The organism is Novosphingobium sp. fls2-241-R2A-195 (assembly GCF_030209485.1).
Lineage (GTDB): Bacteria > Pseudomonadota > Alphaproteobacteria > Sphingomonadales > Sphingomonadaceae > Novosphingobium > Novosphingobium resinovorum.
The window spans coordinates 116326-141523 of sequence record NZ_JARVRY010000023.1 but is presented as its reverse complement, the minus strand read 5'-3'; the positions used below and the strand labels follow the sequence as shown (position 1 = coordinate 141523).

22 protein-coding genes are annotated in these 25198 nt (G+C 62.9%); 12 read left to right on the top strand and 10 right to left on the bottom strand.

All coding sequences use genetic code 11. From position 1 onward, the window contains the following. The 4 genes from QRN25_RS17520 to QRN25_RS17505 are packed head-to-tail and all read left to right on the top strand — an operon-like array spanning position 1 to position 3932. A complete protein-coding gene (locus tag QRN25_RS17520) occupies positions 1–1128 on the top strand; it encodes a KpsE/RkpR family capsule polysaccharide export protein (protein ID WP_285020472.1) in 1128 nt (375 codons plus the stop codon). Then, positions 1125–1910 (top strand): ABC transporter permease, encoded by a 786-nt coding sequence (locus QRN25_RS17515; protein ID WP_271182424.1) that lies wholly within the window; start codon positions 1125–1127, stop codon positions 1908–1910. The genes QRN25_RS17520 and QRN25_RS17515 overlap by 4 nt, the downstream gene beginning before the upstream one ends. Continuing rightward, complete coding sequence (locus tag QRN25_RS17510; protein ID WP_271182423.1) at positions 1907–2572, top strand: ABC transporter ATP-binding protein; 666 nt, start codon at positions 1907–1909, stop codon at positions 2570–2572. Before QRN25_RS17515 ends, QRN25_RS17510 begins: the two co-directional genes overlap by 4 nt. A 58-nt stretch (positions 2573–2630) precedes the next feature. Beyond that, entirely contained in the window at positions 2631–3932 is a 1302-nt protein-coding gene (locus tag QRN25_RS17505) for a hypothetical protein (RefSeq protein ID WP_285020471.1), read from the top strand. 68 nt (positions 3933–4000) lie between these two features. Here the strand turns inward: QRN25_RS17505 and QRN25_RS17500 are convergent, their stop codons facing one another. The 5 genes from QRN25_RS17500 to kdsA form a co-directional block, all read right to left on the bottom strand. Then, positions 4001–5893, bottom strand: a complete 1893-nt coding sequence (locus tag QRN25_RS17500) for a glycosyltransferase family 2 protein (protein WP_271182421.1) — start codon at positions 5891–5893, stop codon at positions 4001–4003. Positions 5894–5949: 56 nt separating this feature from the next. Continuing rightward, positions 5950–7071 carry a UDP-galactopyranose mutase gene (glf, locus tag QRN25_RS17495; RefSeq protein ID WP_271182420.1) on the bottom strand — a complete coding sequence of 374 codons (1122 nt, stop codon included), beginning with the start codon at positions 7069–7071 and terminating at the stop codon, positions 5950–5952. A gap of 159 nt (positions 7072–7230) precedes the next feature. Next, complete coding sequence (locus QRN25_RS17490) at positions 7231–8976, bottom strand: glycosyltransferase family 2 protein (protein WP_285020469.1); 1746 nt, start codon at positions 8974–8976, stop codon at positions 7231–7233. Between the two features lie 204 nt (positions 8977–9180). Next, complete coding sequence (locus tag QRN25_RS17485) at positions 9181–10227, bottom strand: phytanoyl-CoA dioxygenase family protein (protein ID WP_285020467.1); 1047 nt, start codon at positions 10225–10227, stop codon at positions 9181–9183. 79 nt (positions 10228–10306) lie between these two features. Continuing rightward, positions 10307–11134 (bottom strand): 3-deoxy-8-phosphooctulonate synthase, encoded by an 828-nt coding sequence (kdsA, locus tag QRN25_RS17480; RefSeq protein ID WP_285020465.1) that lies wholly within the window; start codon positions 11132–11134, stop codon positions 10307–10309. A 261-nt stretch (positions 11135–11395) separates the two neighbouring features. Here kdsA and QRN25_RS17475 point away from each other — a divergent pair, with 261 nt between their 5' ends. The 5 genes from QRN25_RS17475 to QRN25_RS17455 are packed head-to-tail and all read left to right on the top strand — an operon-like array spanning position 11396 to position 16645. After that, on the top strand, positions 11396–12382 hold the full coding sequence (locus QRN25_RS17475) for a KpsF/GutQ family sugar-phosphate isomerase (RefSeq protein ID WP_271182416.1): 987 nt from the start codon (positions 11396–11398) through the stop codon (positions 12380–12382). A gap of 2 nt (positions 12383–12384) precedes the next feature. Then, positions 12385–13194, top strand: a complete 810-nt coding sequence (locus tag QRN25_RS17470; protein WP_285020463.1) for a 3-deoxy-manno-octulosonate cytidylyltransferase — start codon at positions 12385–12387, stop codon at positions 13192–13194. A 12-nt stretch (positions 13195–13206) separates the two neighbouring features. Then, complete coding sequence (locus QRN25_RS17465; RefSeq protein ID WP_285020461.1) at positions 13207–13812, top strand: histidine phosphatase family protein; 606 nt, start codon at positions 13207–13209, stop codon at positions 13810–13812. Further along, positions 13809–15458: a capsular polysaccharide export protein, LipB/KpsS family gene (locus QRN25_RS17460; protein ID WP_285020460.1), complete on the top strand. Its 1650-nt coding sequence runs from the start codon at positions 13809–13811 to the stop codon at positions 15456–15458. Before QRN25_RS17465 ends, QRN25_RS17460 begins: the two co-directional genes overlap by 4 nt. Next, on the top strand, positions 15455–16645 hold the full coding sequence (locus QRN25_RS17455) for a glycosyltransferase family 4 protein (RefSeq protein WP_271182412.1): 1191 nt from the start codon (positions 15455–15457) through the stop codon (positions 16643–16645). Before QRN25_RS17460 ends, QRN25_RS17455 begins: the two co-directional genes overlap by 4 nt. Before the next feature lie 67 nt (positions 16646–16712). On the opposite strand, the gene QRN25_RS17450 is transcribed toward QRN25_RS17455, so the two are convergent. Then, a complete protein-coding gene (locus QRN25_RS17450; protein WP_271182411.1) occupies positions 16713–17480 on the bottom strand; it encodes an aspartyl/asparaginyl beta-hydroxylase domain-containing protein in 768 nt (255 codons plus the stop codon). Beyond that, entirely contained in the window at positions 17477–18151 is a 675-nt protein-coding gene (locus tag QRN25_RS17445) for a sterol desaturase family protein (RefSeq protein WP_271182410.1), read from the bottom strand. Before QRN25_RS17445 ends, QRN25_RS17450 begins: the two co-directional genes overlap by 4 nt. 70 nt (positions 18152–18221) lie before the next feature. Here QRN25_RS17445 and QRN25_RS17440 point away from each other — a divergent pair, with 70 nt between their 5' ends. Next, on the top strand, positions 18222–19025 hold the full coding sequence (locus QRN25_RS17440; protein WP_271182409.1) for an SDR family NAD(P)-dependent oxidoreductase: 804 nt from the start codon (positions 18222–18224) through the stop codon (positions 19023–19025). A gap of 15 nt (positions 19026–19040) precedes the next feature. Here the strand turns inward: QRN25_RS17440 and QRN25_RS17435 are convergent, their stop codons facing one another. After that, positions 19041–20498 (bottom strand): LTA synthase family protein, encoded by a 1458-nt coding sequence (locus tag QRN25_RS17435; protein WP_285020458.1) that lies wholly within the window; start codon positions 20496–20498, stop codon positions 19041–19043. 331 nt (positions 20499–20829) lie between these two features. Here QRN25_RS17435 and QRN25_RS17430 point away from each other — a divergent pair, with 331 nt between their 5' ends. After that, on the top strand, positions 20830–22026 hold the full coding sequence (locus tag QRN25_RS17430) for a capsule polysaccharide biogenesis protein (protein WP_285020456.1): 1197 nt from the start codon (positions 20830–20832) through the stop codon (positions 22024–22026). Between the two features lie 17 nt (positions 22027–22043). Here the strand turns inward: QRN25_RS17430 and QRN25_RS17425 are convergent, their stop codons facing one another. Continuing rightward, positions 22044–22916, bottom strand: a complete 873-nt coding sequence (locus QRN25_RS17425; RefSeq protein ID WP_271182406.1) for a fumarylacetoacetate hydrolase family protein — start codon at positions 22914–22916, stop codon at positions 22044–22046. A gap of 197 nt (positions 22917–23113) precedes the next feature. Between QRN25_RS17425 and QRN25_RS17420 the strand changes: the two genes are divergently transcribed. Beyond that, positions 23114–23560, top strand: a complete 447-nt coding sequence (locus QRN25_RS17420) for a hypothetical protein (RefSeq protein ID WP_285020453.1) — start codon at positions 23114–23116, stop codon at positions 23558–23560. Between the two features lie 104 nt (positions 23561–23664). On the opposite strand, the gene QRN25_RS17415 is transcribed toward QRN25_RS17420, so the two are convergent. Next, a complete protein-coding gene (locus QRN25_RS17415; protein WP_271182404.1) occupies positions 23665–25116 on the bottom strand; it encodes an NAD-dependent succinate-semialdehyde dehydrogenase in 1452 nt (483 codons plus the stop codon). Positions 25117–25198: the final 82 nt, after the last annotated feature.

The following is a 25198-nucleotide window of genomic DNA, read 5'->3' as shown; positions in this document are numbered from 1 at the left end:
ATGCAAAGCATGTTCAAGCGCCTTTTGAAGAAGTCCGCCGGAGTAGGTGTCCTTTTTCACGTGTGCGTATCGGTGCCGACGTTGCTCGCGATCCTTTATTTCGGACTGCTGGCCAGCGATGTCTATATTTCCGAGTCGCGCTTTGTCGTACGTAGCCCCAACAAGCCGGAAACAACCGGCTTCGGCGTATTGCTCAAGTCAGTAGGCTATTCCAGCGCAGGTGAAGAGATCTACGTTGCTAACGACTATCTGCAGTCTCGTGACGCACTGCGTGACATCAATCGGGGCGGTATTGTCGCCAGGGCGTACGGTTCGTCCGCGATCTCAGCGTTCAATCGTTTCAATGCGCTGGGCCTGGATGGCTCCTTCGAAGCCCTGTATCAATATTTTTCGAACAAGGTAACCGTTCAGCACGAGACCGCAACTTCGATCACGACCCTCGAGGTGCGGGCTTACACGGCGGCGGAGGCCAAGGCATTCAACGAAGCATTGCTGCATCAGGCAGAGCAGTTGGTGAATCGGCTCAATTCGAGGGCGCAGAAGGATTTGGTCGCGTCCGCTACCGAGGAAGTCAAGCGGTCCCGCGGCCAGGTCGACGAGACTGCGCGTGCTCTAGCGGAATACCGGAACCGGGCCGGCCTGGTCGACCCCGAGAAGCAGGCAGGTCTCCAGCTTCAGATGGTATCGAAGCTGCAGGACGAACTGATTGCCGCGCGCATCCAGCGAGACCAGATCCGCGCGTTGGCTTCCAACAGTTCGGAACTGAGCGCTTTCGATGCTCGCATCGCAGGGCTCGAGAAATCAATCGCAGACGAAACGGCCAAGGCTGCGGGGGGGCGTGGAAAAGATGGTTCGCTGTCCAGCGCTGCGGTGGAATACCAACGCCTTCAACTCGACAGCCAATTCGCCGACAAGCAGCTGGCCGCAACCCTGTCGGCGCTGGAGGAAGCTCGGCTCGATGCCCAGCGCAAGCAGGCTTACGTAGAGCGCATCGTCCAGCCCGGTCTGCCCGATGACGCCCTTGAGCCGCATCGCCTGCGCGGCATCTTTGCTACGCTCGTCATGGGACTGATGGCCTGGGGTATCTTCTCGATGCTGCTCGCCAGTGTGCGGGACCATATGGAATGAGCAGCCTGATCGGCTCCGCGCGCGTTCAGGGCAGGGTGATCCATGCTCTGCTGATGCGCGAGGTGCTGACCCGCTACGGCCGGCACAACATCGGTTTTCTGTGGCTGTTCGTGGAACCCATGATCTTCACCCTGGGCGTCGCAGCGCTGTGGTCGGCGTTTCATGCGGTGCACGGGTCATCGCTGCCGATCGTGGCCTTCGCCGTGACGGGGTACTCCAGCATCCTGTTGTGGCGCAACATGGGGTTCCGCACCATTGGCGCCATCGAGCCGAACCTGTCGTTGCTCTATCACCGCAACATCAAGCCAATCGACATCTACCTGTCGCGTCTGCTGCTGGAAGTTATCGGCGCGACGGCGTCCTTCGTGGTCGTGTCGTTCATCTTCGGCATGATGTCCGACGATATAACCTGGCCTGAAAATTTAGCGGAAGTTATTGCTGGCTGGACCCTGCTCGCCTGGTTTGGGGTCGGTCTGGCGATCCTGGCCGGCGCTGTGTCGGAAGAGCACGAATTCGTGGAGAAGCTGTGGCATCCGGCACAGTACCTCCTTGTGCCATTGTCGGGCGCCGCGTTCCAGGTCGATGCGCTGCCCACCGCATTGCAAAAGCTGGCCCTCTATCTTCCGATGGTGAACGGGGTCGAGATAGTGCGAGAGGGTTTCTTTGGCTCGAAGTTCCACGCCCATTACGACGTCGGTTATCTAGTGACCGTGAACACCGTTCTGACGGTACTCGGGCTGGCGCAATTGCGCAAGATCGCGCGGGAGATCACCCCGGAATGACCCCCGGCCCGATCACTCTTGAAAACATTACGAAGATCTACCGCACCCGTGCGGGACCACATCGTGTGCTCGACGATGTCTCGCTAACGATCCGGCCGGGGGACAAGATCGGCGTGCTCGGCCCTAATGGCGCGGGCAAATCGACCTTGGTGCGTATCGTGAGCGGTGCCGAGGAACCGACGCGCGGCAAGGTCACACGAGGAATGAGCATCTCGTGGCCGATGGGCTTCGTGGGCGGGTTTCAGTCGAGCCTGACGGGATACGACAACTTCAAGTTCATCTGCCGCGTCTATGGGCAGGATCCCAAGGCGCTGTATGGCTTCGTGCAGGATTTTTCCGAATTGGGGCATTTCCTGCGCGAACCCGTACGCACATATTCCTCAGGCATGCGTGCCAGACTTGCCTTCGCCATATCCATGGCGATCGATTTCGACTGCCTAATCATCGACGAGGTGATCGCGGTCGGAGACAAGCATTTCCAAGAAAAGAGCCGCACTGAACTGCTCGACAAGCGGCGGCACAAGACGATGGTGATCATCACTCACGAGATGCATTTCATCCGTGAGAACTGCAATCTTGTTTATGTCGTACGGGGAGGGGAACTCCACCGGTTTGAAGACATCGAGGAAGGAATTCACTTCCACGAGAGCTGGTTCGGATAACTATTCCGGCTGGCCGCCTCGCCCGGTCATCTGTCTGTTCAGCCATCAGGAGGCTGCTATGCCAAGGATCGCTCACTTCTGCACCGCCATCCTGATGATGGCAGCTCCTGCGACTCTAGCTGCCGCTCAGGACAATCCTGAGCGGACCGCGGAGGCCGATGGCAAAGGCCAGGCCGCGGACATTTCCGCCTATGGAGCTGATGGCAAGGGAGAGGCCGACAGTGCTCCTGCCCTCGCCCGAGCAATCGCGGCAGCGGGTGTCGGTGGAGAGGTCGTGATCCCGGCAGGTCGTTATCATTTATCCCGCAACCCTCTGCGAGGTGTGGCGGGGTCGATCACTATCCGCAGTTCGGCGCAGGCCATTTTTGCCGGTCCAGGGGCAGCGGGAGTGAATGGCTTCAATCATACCTTGACCAACGGCTACAACACCAGTGCTGGCTCCTGGCAGGTGTGGCGTGACTTGCCGGCGCCACAGGCGGGGGCGGATACCACTCAGGGCTGGGCGCAGGAATTGATCGGGCCGGCGCGCGGGGCGATGTCCCAAGTGCTGGGCTATATGGGGGCGGACAGCAACGGCAACACCGCAGATGGCAATGTCCAGGAGGTGCTCAACCTGGTGCAGAACGTTCATGCAGCAGATCGGATAGGGACAGGCATCTACAAGCCATTCGAAATCGATCTGAACGTGGATGTATCCGCTCCGGGCGCCGTGACATCCGCGAACGGCGCAGGTCTTATCGGGATGTTGCTGACGGGGGGAGGCGCGGGAGGTCCCCATCAGGGCTCGGGGATGCAGGGGGTGCTGTTGCAGCGGACCACGGGCGCCTGGGGCAAGGCTCTCGTCGTGCAAAACGCTGCCAAGGGCCTTGAAGTCAACGCATCGCGCATCCCGATCGATATCCAGACCACTTATTACGGGGCGGTGGGGGATCCCGCCTGTCCGCGCGACAGCAATCCGCAAGGCTGCACGGTCGGTGCGGGCATAGTCTTTTCCAACGCCCCTGCATTTGCGGGTACGGTGTTCGCGGCGGGACAACTTGCGAATGGGAACGATACGGTAACGCTACGCAGGGCCAGCGACAAGGCGCCTGCGGGAACTCTGCTGAGGCTGCGCAACGCGGCGGATGATGCGGACCTCGCGAGCATCGATGCGCAGGGCCATCTAACTTCGACACTAGTGCAGATCACTGGGACTGCCCTCGCGGCCCTGCCCCGATGCGACGGCACCAGCGCAGGGTCCATAGCTTTTGTCACCGATCTTGCCGAGCCCGTCACACGCTGGCGGCAGGAAGTCACACGGGGTGGCGGCCACGAAAGCGCATTCGTGGCCTGTGACGGAACAGCGTGGCGGGCCCATTAGGCGGCAGGAGCGAGAGAGAGAGAGAGAGAGAGAGAGAGGAGGGCGGCTCGAGCCGCCCCGCCCTTCATTCAGTCGAAACTGGCAATCAACTGGGACCAGTATTCTCGAGAGGTGATGTCGTCGTAGGCACCGGCCCACTGGGCGCCTGCCTGCTCGCTTTCGCGGGCATATCGCTTGATCACCTTGTCGAAGTGCTTGCCGATCTCGGCATAGACGTCCGGAGCGAAGCCGAAGTAGTGCAGGGCGCCATTGTCGGGATCGCTATAGGCGAAATCGGACTGCATGGGCATCGCCGTCCAGCTGATGTCCATACGCTGGGGAAACACCACGAGACGGCGGAACGGATTCGAGGCCAGCGTAGGTAGTTTGTGGCCATTGAAGCTGTGTCGCTGCAGGAAGCGATAGACCTTGCCCCTGGCGTTGCCCGGCCCGATTGCCATGCGCCCGACCGGCAGCCGGTCCAGCTTGCGATAATTGGCGTTGAAGCGCTTGTACTGCGCCATCACCCCCTGATGTACGGCATCGAAATCCTCGTCCCGGAACGCCGCGGGGCCATCGAGGAAGCGTTCCACCGCCATGCTTAGGAGGTAAGCCGAACCGTACTGATTCGTGCTGACGAAATTGCGGAAGCGTGCTCGCAGCTGCTTCTCCACGCGCTTAAGGCGCTTGGCGAGCATGCGTTGCGGCTTAGCCTGCAGCACGAAGCCGTCGTTCATCATGCGGTCAATCATGCGGGGCAGGTGGCCGCTGAGGCGGATCAGTTCGTTGCGGATATTGTAGAATGCGAACCAGCCTTCGACTTTGGCGTAATACGGTTCGTGCCACACCGCGATGCCGGGCACGGTCCATGTTCTGCGACCGGCAATGTCGGCGCGGACGCCGTAGTCCACGTCGTCGAGATGGACAAAGATCGGCAATGGCATGCCATTGCGGGAGAATGCGGCCTTGCTCCCGCCGAACAGCCACCAACCGTTGAAGTTCGTGTACATGTTGCGGGCGAGAGCGTTCTTGGCCTCCGGTGTGTCGAGACGTGACGGCGGCATACGCGCCTCCACGGTCTCGAAGCGGTCGGCTCGCCAGTAGGCGCTTGCATCAGCCAGCTTTACCGGGTCGTAGACGTCCATCTGCACGCCGCCTACAAAATCCTCGTCTTCGACCTGGAAGCGGAACAGATTCAGCATCCTCGCGATCGAAACCGCATCGATGTCGGCATCGTCATCAAGGAGGATGATGTGGCTTGACGAGGAATCGTCCAGCGCCACGTGAATCCCGCGTCCGAAACCGCCTGCCCCGCCGACGTTCTTCTGAGCGATCACCTGGATGCGCTCGGTCGAAAGGCCCGGTTGGACAGAAAATGTGCGGGCGTTATCGACGACGATCACCCGCCAGTTTGCAGTTTCGGCATCGAGAATGTGCTTCAGGGTTGCGAGGTTGTTCTGCAACTGAGAGACACGATTGAAGGTGCAGATGACGAAGGCCGGGGTGACTTCGCGCTGCGGCGTGGCGCCGATCTCCCAGTCGGCCGAGAGCACTTCCACTGCGCCAAACAGCGGCGTCACGGTGAAGCTCCAGCGCCCTGATACGCCATCGGCGGTGACGATCTCGAACGGCATCACAATCTCGTGCTCATGCCGGTAGGGGTCGACCGTCGTTTCGGAGATCAGATAGTTGCCGACATAGCGGTAGACGTCCTTGCCGCCGCCGCTGTGAGCGGTCGATGCAACGCGACGGTGACCATTCTGGTCAGTATGCAGCAAGCCGACTTCGGCCGCCCCCTTGAGGCGCAAGCGCAATCGGAAGCGTTCGACCCGCGTCGTGCCGAAAACCTCACGGTCATAGAGCGAACTCATCGCCCCATCGACCGTGAGGGAATGTCCTCCCAGGACCAGCGGGCAGCCGTTTGCGGTCGAGGGGGGCTCGCCTTCAAAGTACAACGGATAGCGTACTTCGAGCGGGCGCATGTTGATCGGGAAGAACGGCGCGTAGCTGGCTGCCTCGGCAGAGTGTGGCATCGGCGTTAGACCTCCACCGCTTGGCGGTCGGCGAGATAGGCCTCGGCCACGTCCATGGCCCGGTCAATCGTCACGTCCATGTCGAGGTACTGGTAGGTTCCCAGGCGCCCGACGAACGTGACGCCCTTTTCCTGCGCTGCGCGGGCTTCGTACTGCTCTAGCAGCTGTGTTTCGGCCACCATGCGGATCGGATAATAGGGGATGTCGTCAGGGCCGCACAGCCGGCTGTACTCGCGGAACACAATCGTCTTTTCGAAGTCCGCAGCTTCCCAGGGTGCAAAATGCTTGTGTTCGGAGATGCGTGTGAAGGGTACGGTTTCGTCCGGGTAGTTGATGACCGCGGTTCCCTGATAATCGCCCTCGGCGCGCTCGGGGACGAAGTCCAGGGTGCGATAGCCGAGGCGGCCCAGGTCGTAATTGAAATAGCGATCTAGCGGCCCAGAATAGAACGTGTGCGCGAAATCTTCCGTCAGGTCCTCATGGCGCGCGCCCAGACGGACCTCGATACCCGGATGGTCGAGGATGCTGGCCACGATCGCGGTGTAGCCGTCGCGCGGCATGCCCTGGTATGGGTGGTTGAAGTAGTTGTCGTCGTAGTTGAAGCGCAGCGGCAGGCGCTTGAGGATCGACGCAGGAAGCTCGCTCGGCTCACAGCCCCACTGCTTGCGGGTATAGCCCTTGAAGAATGCTTCGTAGAGGTCGTTCCCTACAAAGCGCAGCGCCTGCTCCTCGAAGGTCTGCGGATCGCTGATGTCCATGCGTGCCTTGGATTCGACGAAAGCGCGTGCCTCGGCGGGAGAGAATGCCTCGCCGAAGAACTGGTTGATCGTGTGTAGGTTGACCGGCAGCGAATAGACCTTGTTGGCGACGTTCGCCTTCACGCGGTTGACGTAGGGCATCATCACGCCGTGACGGTTGATGAATTCCCAGACGCGCTCGATTCCGGTGTGGAAGATATGCGGGCCGTACTTGTGAACCATCACCCCGGTTTCCGGATCACGTTCGGTGTGACAATTGCCGGCGAGATGATCCCGCTCGTCCAGGACTAGGCTGGTGATGCCCTTTTCGGCGAGCATCCGCGCGATCACCGCACCGGAGAATCCGGCACCTACAATACAAATTCGCATGATTCACAAGCCTCGTCAGAAAGTCAGTAGCGGTGTGGTCGGCAACAGAAGACCCACTGGATGACCGCAGGAAGAAAGGAGAGTCGATTGGCGGCGGTAATGGCGAATTTTCTCAAAGCAACAGAATAACTCGTCATAAAATCAACGGATGACAATCTGTTAATGTGCCGATGTGGCAGTCACGCCGAGCGTAGTTCCAAGCGCGGCCTGAGGGACGTCCTGATGAAAGCGCACCAGCATGCCTGTCATGGCCCTGAGGCAGCGCAGCATGGCACGGCGGCTCTCTGCCGGGTCGCGGCGATAAACCCGCGCAGTGCCGCCATTACCATCCTGTTCGATCACCAGCGACGGGCGCTGCGTATAGTCCGGTCGCCAGTGATCGCCATGCGGGAGCACGTAGGGTGTCGCTCTGCCGACTGGAAGGCCACACAGATCCAGCACCAGCCGTCCCACCATGCGAAGAGAGCGTGCGAAGCCGGAAAGCCGGATGGGGTGCAGGGTGAGTGCACTCGAGGCTTTTCCGCCGTCCGCCTCATCGCTTGCCAAAGCCATCGCCGAGGTCGCAGCTATGAGTTGGGCATGTTCCCGATGCGTCCAGCACGCCATCGCGGCAGGACCGGCATTGAAGGCGGCGATGCCGAACGTCATCGCTCGCACACGGTCGTAATCGTAGCGCAGCAGATGATGAGTAAAGCCGCCAACCAACTTGCCGACGGCTTTCAGCCTGCCGATCCGGCGATGGAGGGCATTGGCAAAGAGGCTGTTACGCCGATCGTAGAACATGTGCCACGGGGCGGATTTGCCAGCGAAGGGCATGTGCCATACCGCCAGACCGGGCCATCCCAGGGTCGGCATTCCCGCACGCTTCAGGCGATAGCCGAATTCCACGTCGTCGCCGCGGATGAAGCAGGGCATCGGTAGCCCGACCTGTTCCAGCGCCTCGATCGGGAAAGCAAAGCACCACCAGCCGTTGAAGTCGGGGCGATGCACGCGGGCCAGGAAGTCCACTCCTGCCGCTGTCGCGATGTCACAGCCGTCGGGTGGTACGACATGGCCGATGCCGAAGCTGCCGGGAAGCAGCATGTCGCCGGCGCTGAACAACTGCGTACGCGCATGATAGTCGAACATGGCTCCGCCCAGACAGATTTCTGGGCGAGCGAAGGAGAGGATCGCGGCTGTCCGTTCGACGAGATCGTCAGGCATGTCGATGTCATCGTCCATCAGCAGGACGTGAGTGATGTCGCCTGCGGCGTGATGTTCGACCATTCCGCGCGTGAAGCCACCGGCACCGCCGCTGTTTTCCTGGTCGATCCAGCGGATCGCGGGATCGGTCGGAACTTGCCCGCGCAGCCGTTGTTCAAGCCCGGGTTCGCCGTGGTTGACCACCACCGCGCAGCCGCCGGCCATGTGCCGGTGCAGGCGGACGAGGTTGGACACGAGGAACGGCTCGCGGTTGAAAGTGGTGATCACCACGCCGATGCGTGGCGTGCGTTCGGGCGCCTGCGCGCTTTCCCAGGCAGCAGAAATTACTGGATCAGTATGAGGGCCGGTCGGTATGATCTCCAGCAGCAGACAACTGTCCGGTCCGTCCGCCGGGGCCAACGATGCCGACAATTCCACCTCGTCCGTTTCGGTCCCCGGGCTCCAGGAGGTTTCAGCCAGTAGCGCTTCTCCTCCGACGTCATCCAGCCGACGGCGAAGCAGCCGCAGCCGGGCCGGTGCACGTAGATGACAGCGCAGCGAAACGCTTTCGAGCGCAGTGAAGCGCGCCCAGTAACTTTCCGGAAAGATGTCGAACAGGCCATCGTGCCGGATCACCGGCGTCGTGGCTCGATTCGGCTCCCGGGACAGGCGATGCAGAACGAAAGGGGGGCGGCCGTGCCGCTGGCGAATAGTCACACTCATCGCAGGGTTTGCGTCTTGGCGTCGCTGGTCTCGGTAGGGCTTGGGAGGATTCTCCACTCGTTATGCATTATAGGACGTCCGGGCAAGGTTGCGGGCAGGCAATCGCATCAATCCTCCAGTTCTTTGCGACGAATGCGACGATGACGGAGAGAAAGTACGAGAGCCTTTGCCCATCTTGTCCCTCACGATCGCAAGATTTCGACCCTAGCTCCCGTCATCGACGGGTGCACGCCTGCCTACCGGACGCCACGGTTGTCCCACGTACTTCTCAAATCTGTCGCGCACGCTCCAGAGCCAATTCACCCGCCGTTCCGCAATACCCGGGAGGCTGAGAACGTCTCCGCCCAGCCACGGCAGGAAAGGATTGCGGCGCGCATATGACCAGATTTCCACTCGTTCGCCCGGGCGAGCCGAGGCGCCGCGCGCGTGAAACCCCACCGTGTCGGCAACTATCAGCGTGTTGCCCGGGACGGCCAGTCCCTCGGGCAGGGGAAGGTTCATCGCGGTGCGTTCATGTTCCGGCACACGGGGGGACCCTCGCGCGGAGAGGCGGTCGGTCGTCTGCGGGCAGGCCAGGGAGCGCTGGTGTTCCCAGGCGAGGCGCTCCGGGGTGAAGCGATGCGATCCCCGAACGAACGTGAACGGTCCTTCGTCTTGGGCTACGGGATTCAGGAACAGCCAGGCCTTGAGCGAGGAGTGGAAGCTGTCGGCGTGAATTGTCTCTTGGGGATCGGTCTCGTTCGACCCGTCATGGCTCAAGATGGTCTGGACGTAGTGAAGCGGGGTGGTCCGAAAACTGGCCACATAGTGAAACAGTGCCACCAGATCCTTGCGCTCCAGCATCGCGCGCAAGGCTGGAATCGCCGTGAGCATTGCAGGATCGATCGCCAGCCTGCGGGTTACGGCATCGCCCTGCCGCATTTCCCGGGCGGGGCCTTCGTAAGCAAGCACAGCGGCGCGAAGTTCGGCGAACTCTCCGGGAGGAACAATCTCCTGAATGACCACGAAACCGTCGCGATCAAACGCCGCGCGCCAGTCGGCACGCACCATGGGGGCAAGGCGGCGCCTGCGCCAGGCACACATCGCCGCCGCCAGCCTGACCCGCGCGACGTGAAGGCCAAGTGTGTTCAGTCTCCGCGACCCGATCAATGGATTGTCCAGAAAGCTCTTGGCACCCGTCAGCAGCTGCAGGGCCGAAAACGGCAAGAGCAGCAAAGTCCTGATCGTCGATTTTCTGTCAATAGCAGGCATACTTGGCCGATTGCGCCCGGCGAATGTCCGATGCAACCGGAAATACGGCAGCTTGGACAGAGGCCGGGGCGAAATGGCGCTATGCTTTCACCACCTCGTCGATGGCCATAAGCCGGGCGAGAAGAGGTTCGAAATGGGCGAGAGGCAGTGCATTCGGGCCGTCGGAAAGCGCGTTTTCCGGATCCGGATGCGTTTCCATGAACACGCCCGCGACCCCTGCCGCGACCGCGGCGCGTGCGAGAAGCGGGACATATTCGCGCTGGCCGCCGGATCGTTCGCCAAGGCCGCCGGGCTGCTGGACCGAATGTGTGGCGTCGAAGACGACGGGACAGCCGGTCTCGGCCATGATCGACAGCCCGCGCATGTCGGAAACCAGCGTATTGTAGCCGAATGACGTGCCGCGCTCGCACAGCAAGAAGGCGTCGGCCTCCTTTCCGGCGGCGGTGGCGGCGTTGCGGGCCTTGGCGACGACCTGTTTCATGTCGGCTGGCGCCATGAACTGGGCCTTCTTGATGTTGACCGGCTTGCCGGAGGTGGCCACCGAAGCGATGAAGTCGGTCTGCCGGGCGAGAAACGCGGGGGTCTGCAGCACGTCCACGACTCCGGCCACAGCGGAAACCTGCGCAGTTTCGTGGACATCGGTAATCACCGGCAAACCGGTTTCGGCACGCACCTTCTCCAGGATGCGCAGGCCTTCTTCCATGCCTAATCCCCGAAAGGACTTGTCCGAACTCCGGTTGGCCTTGTCGAAGGAACTTTTGAAAATAAGGAAAATTCCCAGCCGCTGCGCCACTGCGGCAAGCGTTTCGGCGATGGAAAGCGTCAACTCCTCGCTTTCGATGACGCATGGCCCGGCAATTGCGAATAGAGGCGTTTTCGGAGCAATCAGATGTCCGCAAAGAATCATGGTGTGAGCCTTGGTCAGCCGATGGGTAGTTATGGGTAGCGCAAATCCGGCAGGTTAAAATTTTGAAGTCCCCGGGCTTGCCGGATGTTCCCGGTCAGACCGGCGATGACATCGGGCAAGGATCGCGATACGGCGTTTCCCTTGGCCCGGAAAAAACTGGCTGGCAATCCCCGCGCGCTACGATCGGATTGATTCACGGGAGCGTCATCAGTCGCCAATTAATGATTGCAAGCAACCAGTTATGACGAGAATCAAGGCGGTATGACAAAAGCACTTTTCCAGACACGGTCTTCCGCATCCGCGTTGAAAACACTGGACATCGAACTCGAAGCGCTCGAAGCGCTCAGGACCGCTCTGCAGTCGCCTGCCCTCGGCAACGAGGTTGATCGCGCTATCCAGACCCTCGCCGCGACGCGAGGGCGAGTTATTGTAACCGGCATGGGCAAAAGCGGGCACATCGCACGCAAGATTGCCGCGACGATGCGTTCCACTGGAACGTCCGCCCTCTATCTGCATCCCGGCGAGGCGAGTCATGGTGACCTCGGTGTCATCACTCCGCAGGACGTGGTCCTCGCGATCACGTGGTCGGGCGAGACGGCAGAGTTGGGTGACATCTTCCACTATTGCCGGATCTACGGCGTGACGCTGATCGTCGCCACTTCGCATGCGCACAGCACGGCGGGCCGGGCGGCTGACATTTGCCTTGCGATGCCCCCCGTTCGTGAGGCTTGCCCGAACGAACTGGCGCCCACGTCGTCCACCACGCTGCAGCTTGTGCTGGGCGATGCGCTAGCGGTGGCCCTCATAGAAGCCCGCGGCTTCACCTCCTCCGACTTCAGGGTCTTCCATCCGGGCGGCCAGCTTGGGGCGAAGCTCTGCACGGTGGGGGAAATTATGGGCGTCGGCGAAGCGGTCCCGCGTGTGGGTCGGGATGCCACGCTCATCAGTGCGACCCTGGAGATGAGCCGCAAGCGGTACGGCTGCACCGCCGTAGTTGATGCGGATGGGCGCCTGGTGGGAGCGTTTACGGACGGCGACCTGCGGCGCTGCATAGCGGTGCATTCGCTCGAAGATAACATCGGCCTGCACATGTCGGAAAATCCTCTCACCGTCGCTCCCGACATCCTGGCTTCCGAAGCGCTGCGCATACTCAACGAGAACGCCGTCTCCGTACTGTTCGTCGAGCAGCAGGGCACGCTTGCCGGCATCGTTCATATACATGACATCGTCAGGACTGGGGTTGCCTGACGTTGCCTGATCTCATCGTTGTTCCGGCGCGCTATGGTTCCACGCGGATGCCGGGAAAGCCGCTGATGCAGATAGGGGGCCGCACCATGCTGGAGCGTGTGATTGCGGTCGCCCGGCAGGCGGCCGATCTCGTGGGCAACTGCGAAGTCGTTGCCGCTACCGACGACGATCGCATTGCCGCGCATGCGCAGGCGCTTGGCGTCGAAGCGGTCATGACTTCGCGGGAATGCGATTCGGGCTCGTCACGCGCCTTCGCGGCAGCGGCGGAACGGTCCGAACGACCGGAACTGGTGGTGAATCTTCAGGGTGACGCACCCTTTGTGCCGCCCGCCGTGTTGGCCGGGCTGGTTGCGGCCTTGCGTCGGGGCGGGGCGGACGTGGCTACACCCGTCTTCCAGCTCGACTGGGCAAGGCTCGACCGGCTGCGCGCGCACAAGCTGGCGGCACCTTTCAGCGGGACCACCTGCATCCGGGACGCACGCGGGCAGGCGGTGTGGTTTTCCAAGGCGATCCTGCCCGCCATACGCTCTGAAGAGGAGCTGCGCATGTCGGTTCCCAAATCGCCGGTCTGGCAGCACCTGGGCCTCTATGGATACCGCATGGCTGCGCTGGAGTGGTTTGCCGCCGCGCCGCAAGGTACGTACGAAGTCCTTGAGGGCCTTGAGCAACTGCGTTTCCTCGAGGCTGGCCGGACCATCGCAACCGTCGAAGTCGATCCTCCTTCGCACGCAATGTCCGGTATCGATACGCCAGCGGATCTCGCGATGGCGGAAGAAGCGATCGCGCGACTAGGCGATCCTTTCCCGGGCTGATAGCGCGCTCTGATGCCAGAGTCCGCATTCGTCATCGTTCGTCATGGGAATACCTTTGAGGCCGCAGAGGCGCCGCGCAGGATCGGTGCGGCCACCGACCTGCCGCTGACGGCGGCAGGGCACGAGCAAGGCGAGGCGCTCGGACGGCATTTTGCCGCTCTGGACTGGAATTTCGCGCAAGTGCTGGTGTCCCCGCTGGCTCGCACGCGACAGACGGCACAGGCGATCCTGCGGCATCTGCCCGAAGTTTCGCAACCGCAGCCCTGCGAATGGCTGCGCGAAATCGATCACGGCCCGGACGAGAACAGGCCGGAAGCCGATGTTCTGGCCCGTATCGGATACGATGCGCTGGCGGCATGGGATGAACACGCCGTGCCACCTCCGGATTGGCACGTCGATGCCCCGGCACGCATTGCTGCCTGGCGCGATCTCTTTTCTACAGCCCTGGGCGAAGTGCTGATTGTGACGAGCAATGGTGCTGCCCGTTTCGGGTTGGTCGCGGCAGGGCTGACGGAGACAGGACCGGCGGGGCTGAAACTGCGAACCGGTTCTTACGGCATAATCCGCAGGGAAAGGGACGGCGTATTGCGATTGGCGGACTGGGGGCGCCGGCCGTGACCGGCAATCTTCCCGTGCTGCGCGCGCCCCCGTTTCCCTGGGCCGACGCCACCGTATCGGTCTCGGGGGAGACGGGCGGGACGTCCGCCGATGCCGCGTCCTTGTTCGCGCTCGTCAGAGATGCGCGCGTAGGGGGCCGGTTCTGGGCCGCGCCCTCGGGGCTGGTACGTCCCGCCGGCGTCGTGCTCAAGCCCCGCGATCCTTCGGAAATCGATGCCATGCGTTGCCGGGATGCGGTGTGGATCCTGCCGTCTCGCAACAGGCGCTGGTCACGCAAGCTCATCGATGAAGAGTGGCGCGAAGATGTCGATCCCTGGACGGTCCTGCCGGGAGCGGGACGGCTCGTCGCGCATGGCGACGATGAATGGATAGTTCTTGCGCGGACCCTGGGAGTGCCGGTGGAAGTGCTGTCTTCCGGCCGGTTCGGCAGACCGCATGACGACGATGCCACGCTCGATCGACTGGCCGCGCTGGCCTTGTCCGGTGCAAGCTGGCGCGATCCCTTTACCGGCTTGGCCTCGAATGTTGAGGCGGTAGTCGGCCTGCTGGCAACATGGCGCCGGAGCCTCGATACTAATCGCGCCATCGTCGCGGCTTGCGGCATGGCGTGGTGGAAGCGGAAGGAAATTCGCCGGTTTCTCTGGCATCCCGGGCGCAGCCTCGCGATCGTATCCTCGGCGATGAAGGCCCTGCGGATCGCCCGCAAGGCCCGTCGCGGCGGGGACGGGGCGGTTGCGATCTGGCCTTCGCGCGTCTCGCCCGCGCTGTTGGCCGCGGCCGACAGAGACGCCGTGCCGCTGGTCCGGGTGGAAGACGGTTTCGTTCGATCGGTCGGGCTTGGTGTCGATCTCGTGCCGCCGTCATCGATCGTGGTGGATGTCTCGGGCATCCATTTCGACCCGCGCACGCCCAGCGATCTCGAAAGCATTCTTGATGATGCGGAGATTGCCCCCCCGCTGATCGAGCGCGCGGCGATGCTGCGCAAGGCCATCATTTCGGCCGGGATCAGCAAGTATTCCGCCGAAACCGGGCTTGCAATATTACCCGCCCGCCTTCCCGGAAAACGCCTCGTCCTGGTTCCCGGTCAGGTGGAGGATGATATGTCGGTGCTTGCGGGCGGGGGCGGGCTAACCTCTAACCTTGAACTGGTGCGCCGAGCGCGCACGCTGGAACCCGATGCCGAGATATGGTTTCGTCCGCATCCCGACGTGGACGCCGGCCATCGCCGGGGCGCTGTCCCCGATTCCGAAATCCTCAAGCATGCCGACCGCATCGCGCGCGGGGGCGGAATGGCGCCATTGCTCGATGCGGTCGATGCGGTGCACGTGTTGACCTCCCTCACCGGGTTCGAGGCCCTGATGCGGGGGCGGGAGGTCACCTGCCACGGCACTCCGTTCTATGCCGGCTGGGGCTTGACCCGCGATCTGGGCGAAGTGCCCGCCCGAAGGACCCGAAAACTGCCGCTCGATGCACTCGTAGCGGGGGTGCTGATCCTTTACCCGCGTTACCTCGACCCGGTGACAGGATTGCCCTGCCCGCCCGAGGTGCTGGTGGGGCGCATGGCTGCAAGAAAGGCGACCAACCGCCTGCGATGGATAATGCCGCTGCGCCGTTGGCAGGGCAAATTGATGGGTATTTTTCGATGAGCGTCATTCTCGATATCTCCCGTCTGATCTCGCGAATCCGCTATTCGACTCCCTCGGGAGTCGATCGGGTGGAGATGGCCTATGCGCGCGGGCTGCTGTCGCATTACGGGCAGGAAATGGCCTTTTCCGCCGTACACCCGCTGGGATGCTACGGCCGCGTGCCGCACCGGGCCGCGCTGGATTACCTGGACGAGCTCGAACGCCGGTGGTCCAGCCGGGAGGATGGTCCCCGGCAGCGTTCGCTGCATTCCGTGCTGCCGCAACTGGCGGCACTGCTGCCGATGGGAAAAGCGGCCGCTTCGCAAGGCGTGTATGTGCAGGCATCCCCGCATCACCTCACCAACATGGCCAAGGTGCGACGGATACTGCAGCGGGAACAGGCCAGGTTCCTGTGCCTCGTGCACGATCTCATTCCCATCGAGTTTCCCGAATACGCACGCCCGTCCGGTGCAGCGCTTCACAAGCGCCGGATGGAGACCGTGGCCATGGCGACTGCGCAAGGCAGGGGGGCGGCCGTCGTCAATTCTGCCGCGACGGGGCGTGCCTTGCAACCCTGGCTGGAGCCCGGCACGCCGATCCACGTCGCGCTGTTGGGCACCGAGGCATTGCCGCCCGCAGTGCCGGATACCGGTGATGGTCGCCCATACTTCGTCTGTCTTGGCACGATAGAGCCGCGCAAGAACCATCTGCTATTGCTTCATCTTTGGCGACACCTGGCGGAGACCTTGCCTGTTCAGGAAGTCCCGCGTCTCATTGTCATCGGCCGGCGTGGCTGGGAGAACGAGCAGGTGATCGACATGCTCGAGCGCTGTCCGGCGCTTTCCGGTCATGTCGAGGAATTGGGCGGTTGTCCGGATATGCGTCTGTCTTCGTTGCTGCGCGGTGCCCGTGCGTTGCTCATGCCTTCGTTTGCGGAAGGGTACGGCATGCCGGTAGCCGAAGCGCTATCCGTCGGTACGCCGGTCATCTGCAGCGATCTGTCTGCATTGCGTGAAGTGGGTGGCGCAGTGCCCGATTATCTCGATCCCCTCGATGGACCGGGCTGGAAGGCGGCGATCCTCGACCATACCTTGCGAGGCGATCTGCACCAAGCGCAACTGGCTCGCCTGCCGGGGTGGCATAACCCGAGCTGGCCGGAGCATATGGCGGTCGTGACCCGGGCTATCGAACTGCTTCAGTCGGGCTGATTACCGTCGCCGGTCGCTTGCGAAGCGGATGCTTCATTCGATGCGTCGAGATCGCTGGGTTTCAGCATCAATTCGTGCCGTTCGCCCCGCGCTCGATGGCCTTGCGAATGTCCTTCACAAAGCGCGAGTGGCGCACGGCCTGGAGGAACAGGTTCTGAAGCAGATTGCCCCAGAAGCGACAGGGGCGCTTGATTTGGATAAGCAGGATGTAGCGATCGTCTTCGCTCTCGTTCCACACTTCATGGTTGTACATGTCATCGAAAAGGAACGAGTTTCCATCCTTCCAGTGCATGACGTGGAGGGTTTCACCTTCTTCGATATGCATGCGGCATTTCTCGCGCTCGCGCGGGGCCTTGAGCGCCAGATGGTAGGTGAGCATGCCCTTGGTCATGCCCCAGTGGCGCGGGATATGACCGCCCGCTTCCATGACCGAGAAGTTGGCGGTCACCAGCCCGGGCACCTTTTCGATCAGCGCCGCCGTCACCGGTGCGCGGGCGGCGTTTCCGGGCATGCGATAGCCATAGCCCTTGAGGAAGAAAGCCCGCCAGCGCCGGTCGGCCGCGATGCGACCGTGATCGAATGAGAGGTCGCCGAGCGAAGGAATGTCCTCGGCGCGAATGCGCACGGCTTCGTCGCGAATTGCTTGCCAGTTATGCTCCAGCTCCGCGATCCAGGGAAAGAATGCCTTGTCATGGATCGCGGCGTCGGGGATCCGCGAGTTTCGCATGATCACCGCATCGATCCTGGGGCGCAGATCCTTGCCGATCTGGAACAGCGATTTGTTGACGAATGGGACCTTCCAGCCTCGTGCGTTGACGGTCTGCTGCCAGTTCATCCGGTATTCTCACGCTTGAGCGAGCGGATGTGCGTTCCGAATATACGGTCCCAGAACAGCGCCGATATGGCGAAGTTCGCATCCTCGTCGACGTAGTGATGGCGCATGTGGTGGCGCTTGAACAAGCCGCCGATCCGGCCGCGCATGGGCCACTGGTGGCATGCGAAGTGCACGGCGTCGTACGTCACGTACCCCGTCATGAACCCAAGCAGCAGCCACGTGCCGCTTGCGCCCCGAACGGCCAGACATGCAAGCCAGACCAACCCTCCCACCGATACGCTGACCGGCAAGGGCATCAGGCCGCGCAGGGGATCGTTGGGGCTGGCATGGTGATTGCCGTGGATCAGATAGACGAACCACTTCACGACAGGCCGGTCGCTTTCCAAATGGAACAGGTAGCGGTGCATGACATACTCGAAAAGCGTCCATGCGATGACGCCGGCAGCGATCAGTCCGGCAAAGGCCGCAGTGTCCGGATGCCGACCGGCATTGATCCATCCGACCAAGGCGATCAGGGGTAGCATGAATCCCCAGCTCAGCGCGAAAGTTCTCGGCGAGATGAGTGTAAGCTTTTCCAGACGTTCACTTTTGAACAGTCGGATGCGAGGGGAGTTGGAAACCGGAGCGGGCATCGGCTTCGATGCTGGACAGTAGGAGGGTTTGCCTGTCAAGTCGAAACGCCTCCAGTCGAGATGAACATATGACAAGAATTGGACGAGTGTGCCGTGGAGTACTTCGGCGATGACGGAGTCGTTTGCCGATACCCTTGGCGATCGGACGAGTCGCATTCTCGTGACCGGCGCGTCGGGCGGCCTCGGGGGAGCGCTGGCGCGATTCTATGCCGCACCGGGTATTCTGCTGGACTTGTGGGGGCGGGATCACGCGCGGCTGGAGATGGTGGCGCGCGATTGCCGCGCGGCGGGCGCCAAGGTGGCGACGCGCAGCCTCGACATAACCGACGTTCCGGCCGCCATAGTCGCACTGGAGGGAGAGGACTCGGCCGCGTCGTTCGACATCGCGATATTCTGCTCAGGCAGAGGGGACATCCGCGTCCCGGGCGAGCGGATCGAGCGTGCGATGCAGGTAGCCCACCTGGGTGCCGTCAACTTCACGGCACCCGCAGCGATGGCGACCGCCATGGCCGAGCGCATGGTCTCGCGCGGCCGTGGTCGCATCGTGCTGATAGGTAGTGCGGCGGCTTTCCATGCGCTTCCATTCGCCACAGCCTATTCAGGGACGAAAGCAGGCCTCGCGCGTTTTGCCGATGCACTGCGGCTTGCCGTGAAGCCTTACGGGGTAAGCGTGACGCTGGTTTCTCCAGGGTTCATCGATACCGCGGCGGGCCGCAAGGTGCCTGGACCCCGGCCGATGCTACTGGCGCCCGAAGTCGTGGCGGCTCGCATCGGCAAGGCGGCGGCTTCGGGCAAGGCGCATCTGGTGCTGCCATGGCCTTTCGTTGTCCTGCGCTGGGTAGACCGGCTGTTGCCCCGGCCATTGCGCGACCGGGTGCTGGCGGGGTTGTCTCCTCCCGACAAGGCCACCTGAAGCGCGACCCCAGAGTCAGGCAGATGGACCCAGTACCGTGTCGAGCACAGCATGGTGCAACTGGGCCGGGGTCAGGTCCGCGCGCCGATTCTCGCCGGTCAGGAGGTTGCCCGTGCCGTCCAATCGCACCATCACGTAAGGTGTATGCCTGGGGCCGCCGGGGACGGAGGCGCCCGGAATGCTCGGCCGATGGTCGCCGAAGAATACCAGCAGTGCCGGGCGGCCCAGCGTTGCAAGCTGCTCCGTCAGTGTCGTGAGCATGGCGTCACCGTGACGTACCAGACGCATATAGCCGTCCACAAGGTCCGGATTGCCGCCGCCGCGGGCATCGGGCGCCCAGGGGCCGTGGTTCTGGATGGTGACGGCGTAGATCAGGCTTGGTCCGGCCGCAGCTGCTGCCCTCGAAAGAATCACCTCGGTCATCGCCGCATCCGTGACGTAGCGCCCTTCGTCCGGTGTCGGTGGGGCGAAGGCGTCTTCGCCCACCAGTTCGGCAAAGCCGCCGGAGGGCATGATGGCGTCGCGTCCGTAGAAGCGCATGTCGTGCGGGTGGACGAACAGCGAGCGCCATCCGCCTAACCTTGAGGGGAGCGCGTAACTGCCCTCCATTCTCGCTGTCAGAAAAGGATCGTAGCGCCGAAACCCCAGTGCCTCCTCGTCCCGGCCGAACAGCACGCCGTATTCCGTGCGCATGGTATAGGCGCCGAAACCGCTGACGTTCAGGTTGCCCCATTGCATCGCGTGCTCGCGGGCCTTCGCCAGCCCGGGCAGGGCAAGGTGGCCATCGTCGAACAGTTCGACCGGGTCGGCGAAACTTTCACACTGGATGATGACGACGAGTTCGGTCGCATGTGTCGCAGGCCTGCGCGCCAGCTGCGTACATGGCGGCGGATCGGCGATGGCCTTCCAGCGCCGCCAGTAGAGGAGCACCGTCGGGAGAAGCCCTAGAGCGAGCGTATCCCCGGCAGCGTCAGGTATCGATGCCAGCTTGCGCCAGGCAGGCAGGCGCAAAGCGAGTGATAGCGCTCCCGATCCCGCGAAGAGCAGGATGAAGCCGGTCGCATGGGCGACCGGATCGGCATGTGAAAGTCGGATTACCGTACCGCACAGTACGATGGCGACCAGTCCGGCCGCCGTGCGTTGCCACAGGCGCACCGCTGATAGATAAAACTGTGGATGGCGGAAGACCGCGCCGACCAACGCGAGGTCCGAGAACAGCAAAGGCTCGCCGAGCATCGCGTACTTGGCGTTGGAGGCGAGCACGAGCAGTGACTGCACCGCCAGCGTCAGCACCATCGCCACCGCGCCGTTGCCGCACAGCGTCAGGAACAGACCATAGAGCGTCGTTGCCATGCACGTCAGCAATGCTAGGCCGGACATGCGACGCAGCTTCGCGGGGCGCGGTCGTACCAGCGCGTCGATCAGAAGCGAGCCGATCAGTGCGCCCGCGAATGTCAGGATACCTGCCGTCACCTTCCTGCCGTGCCTTATCGCTTAGGGAACCGGTCCCGCATGCGTAGCGGCTGATAGCGGGCCATCGGGGCGGAGGAAAGAGCGGCCCGGGCGGCGAGGTGCAGCAAGCCCGTTCAAGGTCGCGGGGTGAGGTCTCCGTCTGAAGGAGATAACCGGGGGCAGGGTTGCCGCGTCCCGCAGTGCACAGTAACGTATTGAGAACAGAGTGGACGTGCGAACGGGCGAGGCATCGTTCTCGTATTTGAACCACTTCGGAGCTTGTTTTTCGCGAATGTCGAAGATTTCTACCTTACTCCCTCCAATGCCTGTCGAGGGTCCGCGAACCGTACTGTTGCTGCAAGGCCTGATGGGGCCGCTGTTCCGTCGTCTTGGACAGGAACTGATCCGTGCCGGGCACCGCGTCCACAAGGTAAACTTCAATGGCGGCGACCGTGCGTTCTGGCGCCTTCCGAACGGTATCGAATATCGCGGAACGCTTGACGAATGGCCCGCGTTTTTCGCCCAACTTCTCCGGGACAAGGGTATTACAGACGTTACCCTGTTTGGTGACTGCCGGGACTATCACATGCCCGCGATCCGCCTCTGCCGCGAGATGAGCGTGCCGGTTCACGTCTTCGAGGAAGGGTATATCCGCCCCGACTGGGTGACGCTGGAACTGGGAGGGGTCAACGGCCATTCCTCGCTGCCGCGCGATCCGCAGTGGTATCGCGAGACTGCGGCCGCCTTGCCCCCGGTTCCGCCACACGCTCGGGTAACCGCCTCGTTCCGCCGCCGCGCGGTGGAAGGGTTGCTGTACAATGCCGCCGACGTGCTGACTCGCCGCTGGTATCCCGGTTGGAGCAACCATCGACCTTGGCATCCGGTGGTCGAGGGCATGGGCTGGTGGCGCAAGCTGCGTCGCCGCAAGGAACGCGAGGTTGACGCCGTCGAACTCCTGGCCAGACTGGAGGCTGCGGATGAACCCTATTTTCTCTTCCCGCTGCAACTTGATTCCGATGCGCAGATCCGGCTCCATTCTCCCTTCGCCGGAATAGCCGACGCGCTCAGGCTGGTGATCTGCTCGTTCGCCGCTCACGCCCCGGCGGGAACCCGGCTGGTCGTCAAGGAGCATCCACTCGACAACGGCGTGCGCGACTGGCGACAGGTCACCGCAGACATGGCGGCCTTGTTCGGGGTCAGCGAACGGGTCGATTATCTGGGCTGGGGCGACATCGTCGCGGTAACGCAGGGTTCACGGGGTGTCGTTACAATCAACAGCACCAGCGGGACGTTCGCGCTGGCCGCCGGTGTTCCGGTGGTCGTGCTGGGCCATGCCGTCTACGACGTGCCCGACCTCACCTGCCAGAACGGGCTCGACGATTTCTGGTGCAGCCCAGTGGCGCCTGATGCGGGGACGTTCGCAGCCTTTCGCCGGGTACTGATCGAGCAGTGCCTGATTCCGGGTGGTTTCTTCTCGGAAGAAGCACTGGAAAAGGTCGTTCGTCACGCCGTTGCACGGCTTGAAGGCAGGCCGATCGCACCGGAGTGATCAACGGGGGGTATTATTCACCTCATCCCGTCCAGTGGCGTCTTGCGTCCCGGACCGCCGGTGACCGCGACGGTCATTTCGCCAAGTCCTTCCGCCCACGCATACATGGTGTCCCCGGGTACGACCGGCCCTATCGAACGTGGCGGCGTGCCTGAGAAGATCACGTCGCCCGGATGCAGCGTCATCACCGAGGCGGCATGCTCGACCAGATCGGCGATGCCGAGGACCAGACGACGAGTATTGTCGACCTGCCGGTCCTCGCCATTGACGGTGAGACGGAAGTCGAGGGTATCCGGATCGGCGATTTCGTCGCGCGTGGTGAGCCACGGACCCATCACGCCGTAGGTATCGAAGCTCTTGCCGAAGCTGGGAAACTCGCTGCCCTGCATCGTCATGTCGAGGCCGATGCAGTAGCCTGCGACATGGTCGAGTGCCTTGGAAGCCGGGATTTCGGTACCCGCCTTGCCGATGACGATTGCGATTTCCATCTCGTGGAATGTGGTGCGCTCGGGCCAGCGCAGGACCACGCCGTCGGATGGCCCGGCAGCGGCGCTGGTCATCTTGAAGAGCAGGCCGAGGCGGCGGGGATGGCCGCCGGCCGCCAGCACTTCCTCGAAGTTACCCGCGCCGCAGACGAACTTTCCCGGATTGGCGACGGGATTCCGCAAAAGGACATGGGCGATGGGGGTTCCCTCGACGCTGTCGGCCAGCGCTTTCATCTGCGGACGCAGCGCATCGAGATGGGCGATGATCTGATCGCCCGGCGGAAAGGGCCAGCGCAATGCGGGAAGGTCTTCGGTGACGGCGGTGACGTCATGGACCGCATCGCCGCGCACGACGCCGAGACGGACCGGCTCACCATCTCGCAGCTGATAGCGGCAGATCTTCATTGCTTCCCTTTCACGCCTTTCCCGTTGGTACGAGCTTTGGCAGGCGCCTTGGCACGCAGGGCGCAGGGGACAATTGCCGGGAGTCCGGGGAGCCATCGCGATCGTCCAGAAATGCCCTTGGGAGTATTCCGGATGACAGCCGTCCGCCGCCGGGGAATGATGGCCGCAGGTTTTCGTGTCGTGAAGGGGATTCGTCGATGCTGCGCCGTTCGTCCGTCTTGGTCGCATTGCTGCTCGCCACGCCGGCGCTGAGCCAGTCGATGCCGGTTCCCAAGGACCTCTATGGCAGGTACGCGCGGGGCGGCGACTGTACCCGGCAGCCGCGCGTGATCGCGAGCCCGGCGGGGGTCTTCCTCGAAACGGCCGCGGGCAAGGCGGGGCCGCTCCCGGTCGATGTCTGCTACAGTTGCGCGGGCGGCGCGCGCTACGAAGGCATCCAGGTCTGGGTTATGGTAAAGTACGGCAGGGACAAGTGGGGCGGGGACAACATGCCCGTGACCATGATGTTCAATGACGGCGAGCGGCGCGGTTCTCTTCTGGTCGACCACGACAATACCCTGCGTACGCCGCTCGGCATGCCGATGACGCAAGTCGTCCAAGCGCGCTCTTTCCGGTTGTGCAAAGAGGCGAAGGCTGGAGCCTGACCCTTCGACAAGCTCAGGGTGAGCGAAAGTCGTGTAAACTTCCGATACCGCTCAGGCTGAGTTTGTCGAAGTCGTTCAGGTCGGCTTGGTACCGCCCGCTGGCCTCAGGCCGGCGTGATGCCCATGCAGAGGTACTTGACCTCCATGTAGTCATCGAGACCGTAGTGTGATCCCTCGCGGCCGAGTCCCGACTGCTTGACGCCGCCGAACGGCGCAACCTCGGTGGAGATGAGGCCGGTGTTGATGCCGACCATGCCAGCTTCCAGCGCCTCTGCGACGCGCCACACGCGCGACAGGTCGCGGGCATAGAAGTAGCTGGCGAGGCCGAATTCGGTGTCGTTGGCCATACGGATGGCGTCGGCCTCGTCGGTGAAGCGGATCACGCCTGCGAGCGGTCCGAAGGTCTCCTCGCGGGCGAGCTTCATGTCGGGCTTAACGCCTGCCACCACTGTCGGGTTGAAGAAGCTGCCGCCAAGCGCGTTGCGCTGGCCGCCCGCGAGTACCTTGGCGCCGCCGTCGACCGCGTCCTTGAGGTGTTCCTCGACCTTCTCAACGGCCTTCTCGTCGATCAGCGGACCGACTTCGGTGCCTGCGTCGAGGCCGTAGCCGACCTTCATGCCGCTGACACGCGCGGCCAGCTTAGTCACGAACTCGTCGTAGACGCCGTCCTGTACGTAGAAGCGGTTTGTGCACACGCAGGTCTGGCCGCCGTTGCGGAACTTGGAGATCATCGCGCCTTCGATCGCGGCATCCACGTCGGCATCGTCGAAGACCAGGAACGGGGCGTTGCCGCCAAGTTCCATCGAGCACTTCTTGATCGTCTCGGCGCATTCGCGCAGCAGGTCGCGGCCGATCTCGGTTGAGCCGGTGAAAGTGAGCTTGGCGACCTTGGGGCTGGCGGTCAGGGTCGAGCCGATCTGGCCCGCGCTGCCGGTCACGACGTTGACGACGCCCTTGGGGATGCCCGCCATCTCGCACAGCTGCGCGATCGCTAGCGCCGAGTACGGCGTTGCCGAGGCGGGCTTGATGACGATGGTGCAGCCTGCCGCCAGCGCGGGCCCGAGCTTGCGGGTGATCATCGCATTGGGGAAGTTCCAGGGCGTGATCGCGGCGACGACGCCGACGCCCTGCTTGATCACGACAATGCGGCGGTCGGCGGCATGGCCGGGGATCACGTCGCCGTAAGCGCGCTTGCCCTCTTCGGCGAACCACTCGATGAAGCTGGCGCCATAGGCGATCTCGCCCTTGCCTTCGGCCAGCGGCTTGCCCTGTTCGCGGCTGAGCAGTTCGCCGAGGTCGTCCTGGTGCTGGAGCATCAGTTCGAACAGCTTGCGCATCAGCTTGGCGCGCTCACCAGCCGTCTTGGCGCGCCAGGCGGGGAGAGCGGCCTCGGCGGCGTCGATCGCGCGGGCGGTTTCGTCGGTGCCCATCTTCGGCACCGTGCCCAGAACCTTGCCCGAACCGGGATCGGTGACCTCGAAAGATGCACCCGAATCCGCGTCGACCCACTCGCCGTCGATGTAGCACTGCTGCTTCAAGAAATCGGTGTAGGCCATTTCGCGCGGGTTCCTCAGTTGTTTGCCGGTGGAGCGTCTCGGATGGGCGCTCGCGGGTTCCGGCATGGTCTAGGGACGACCC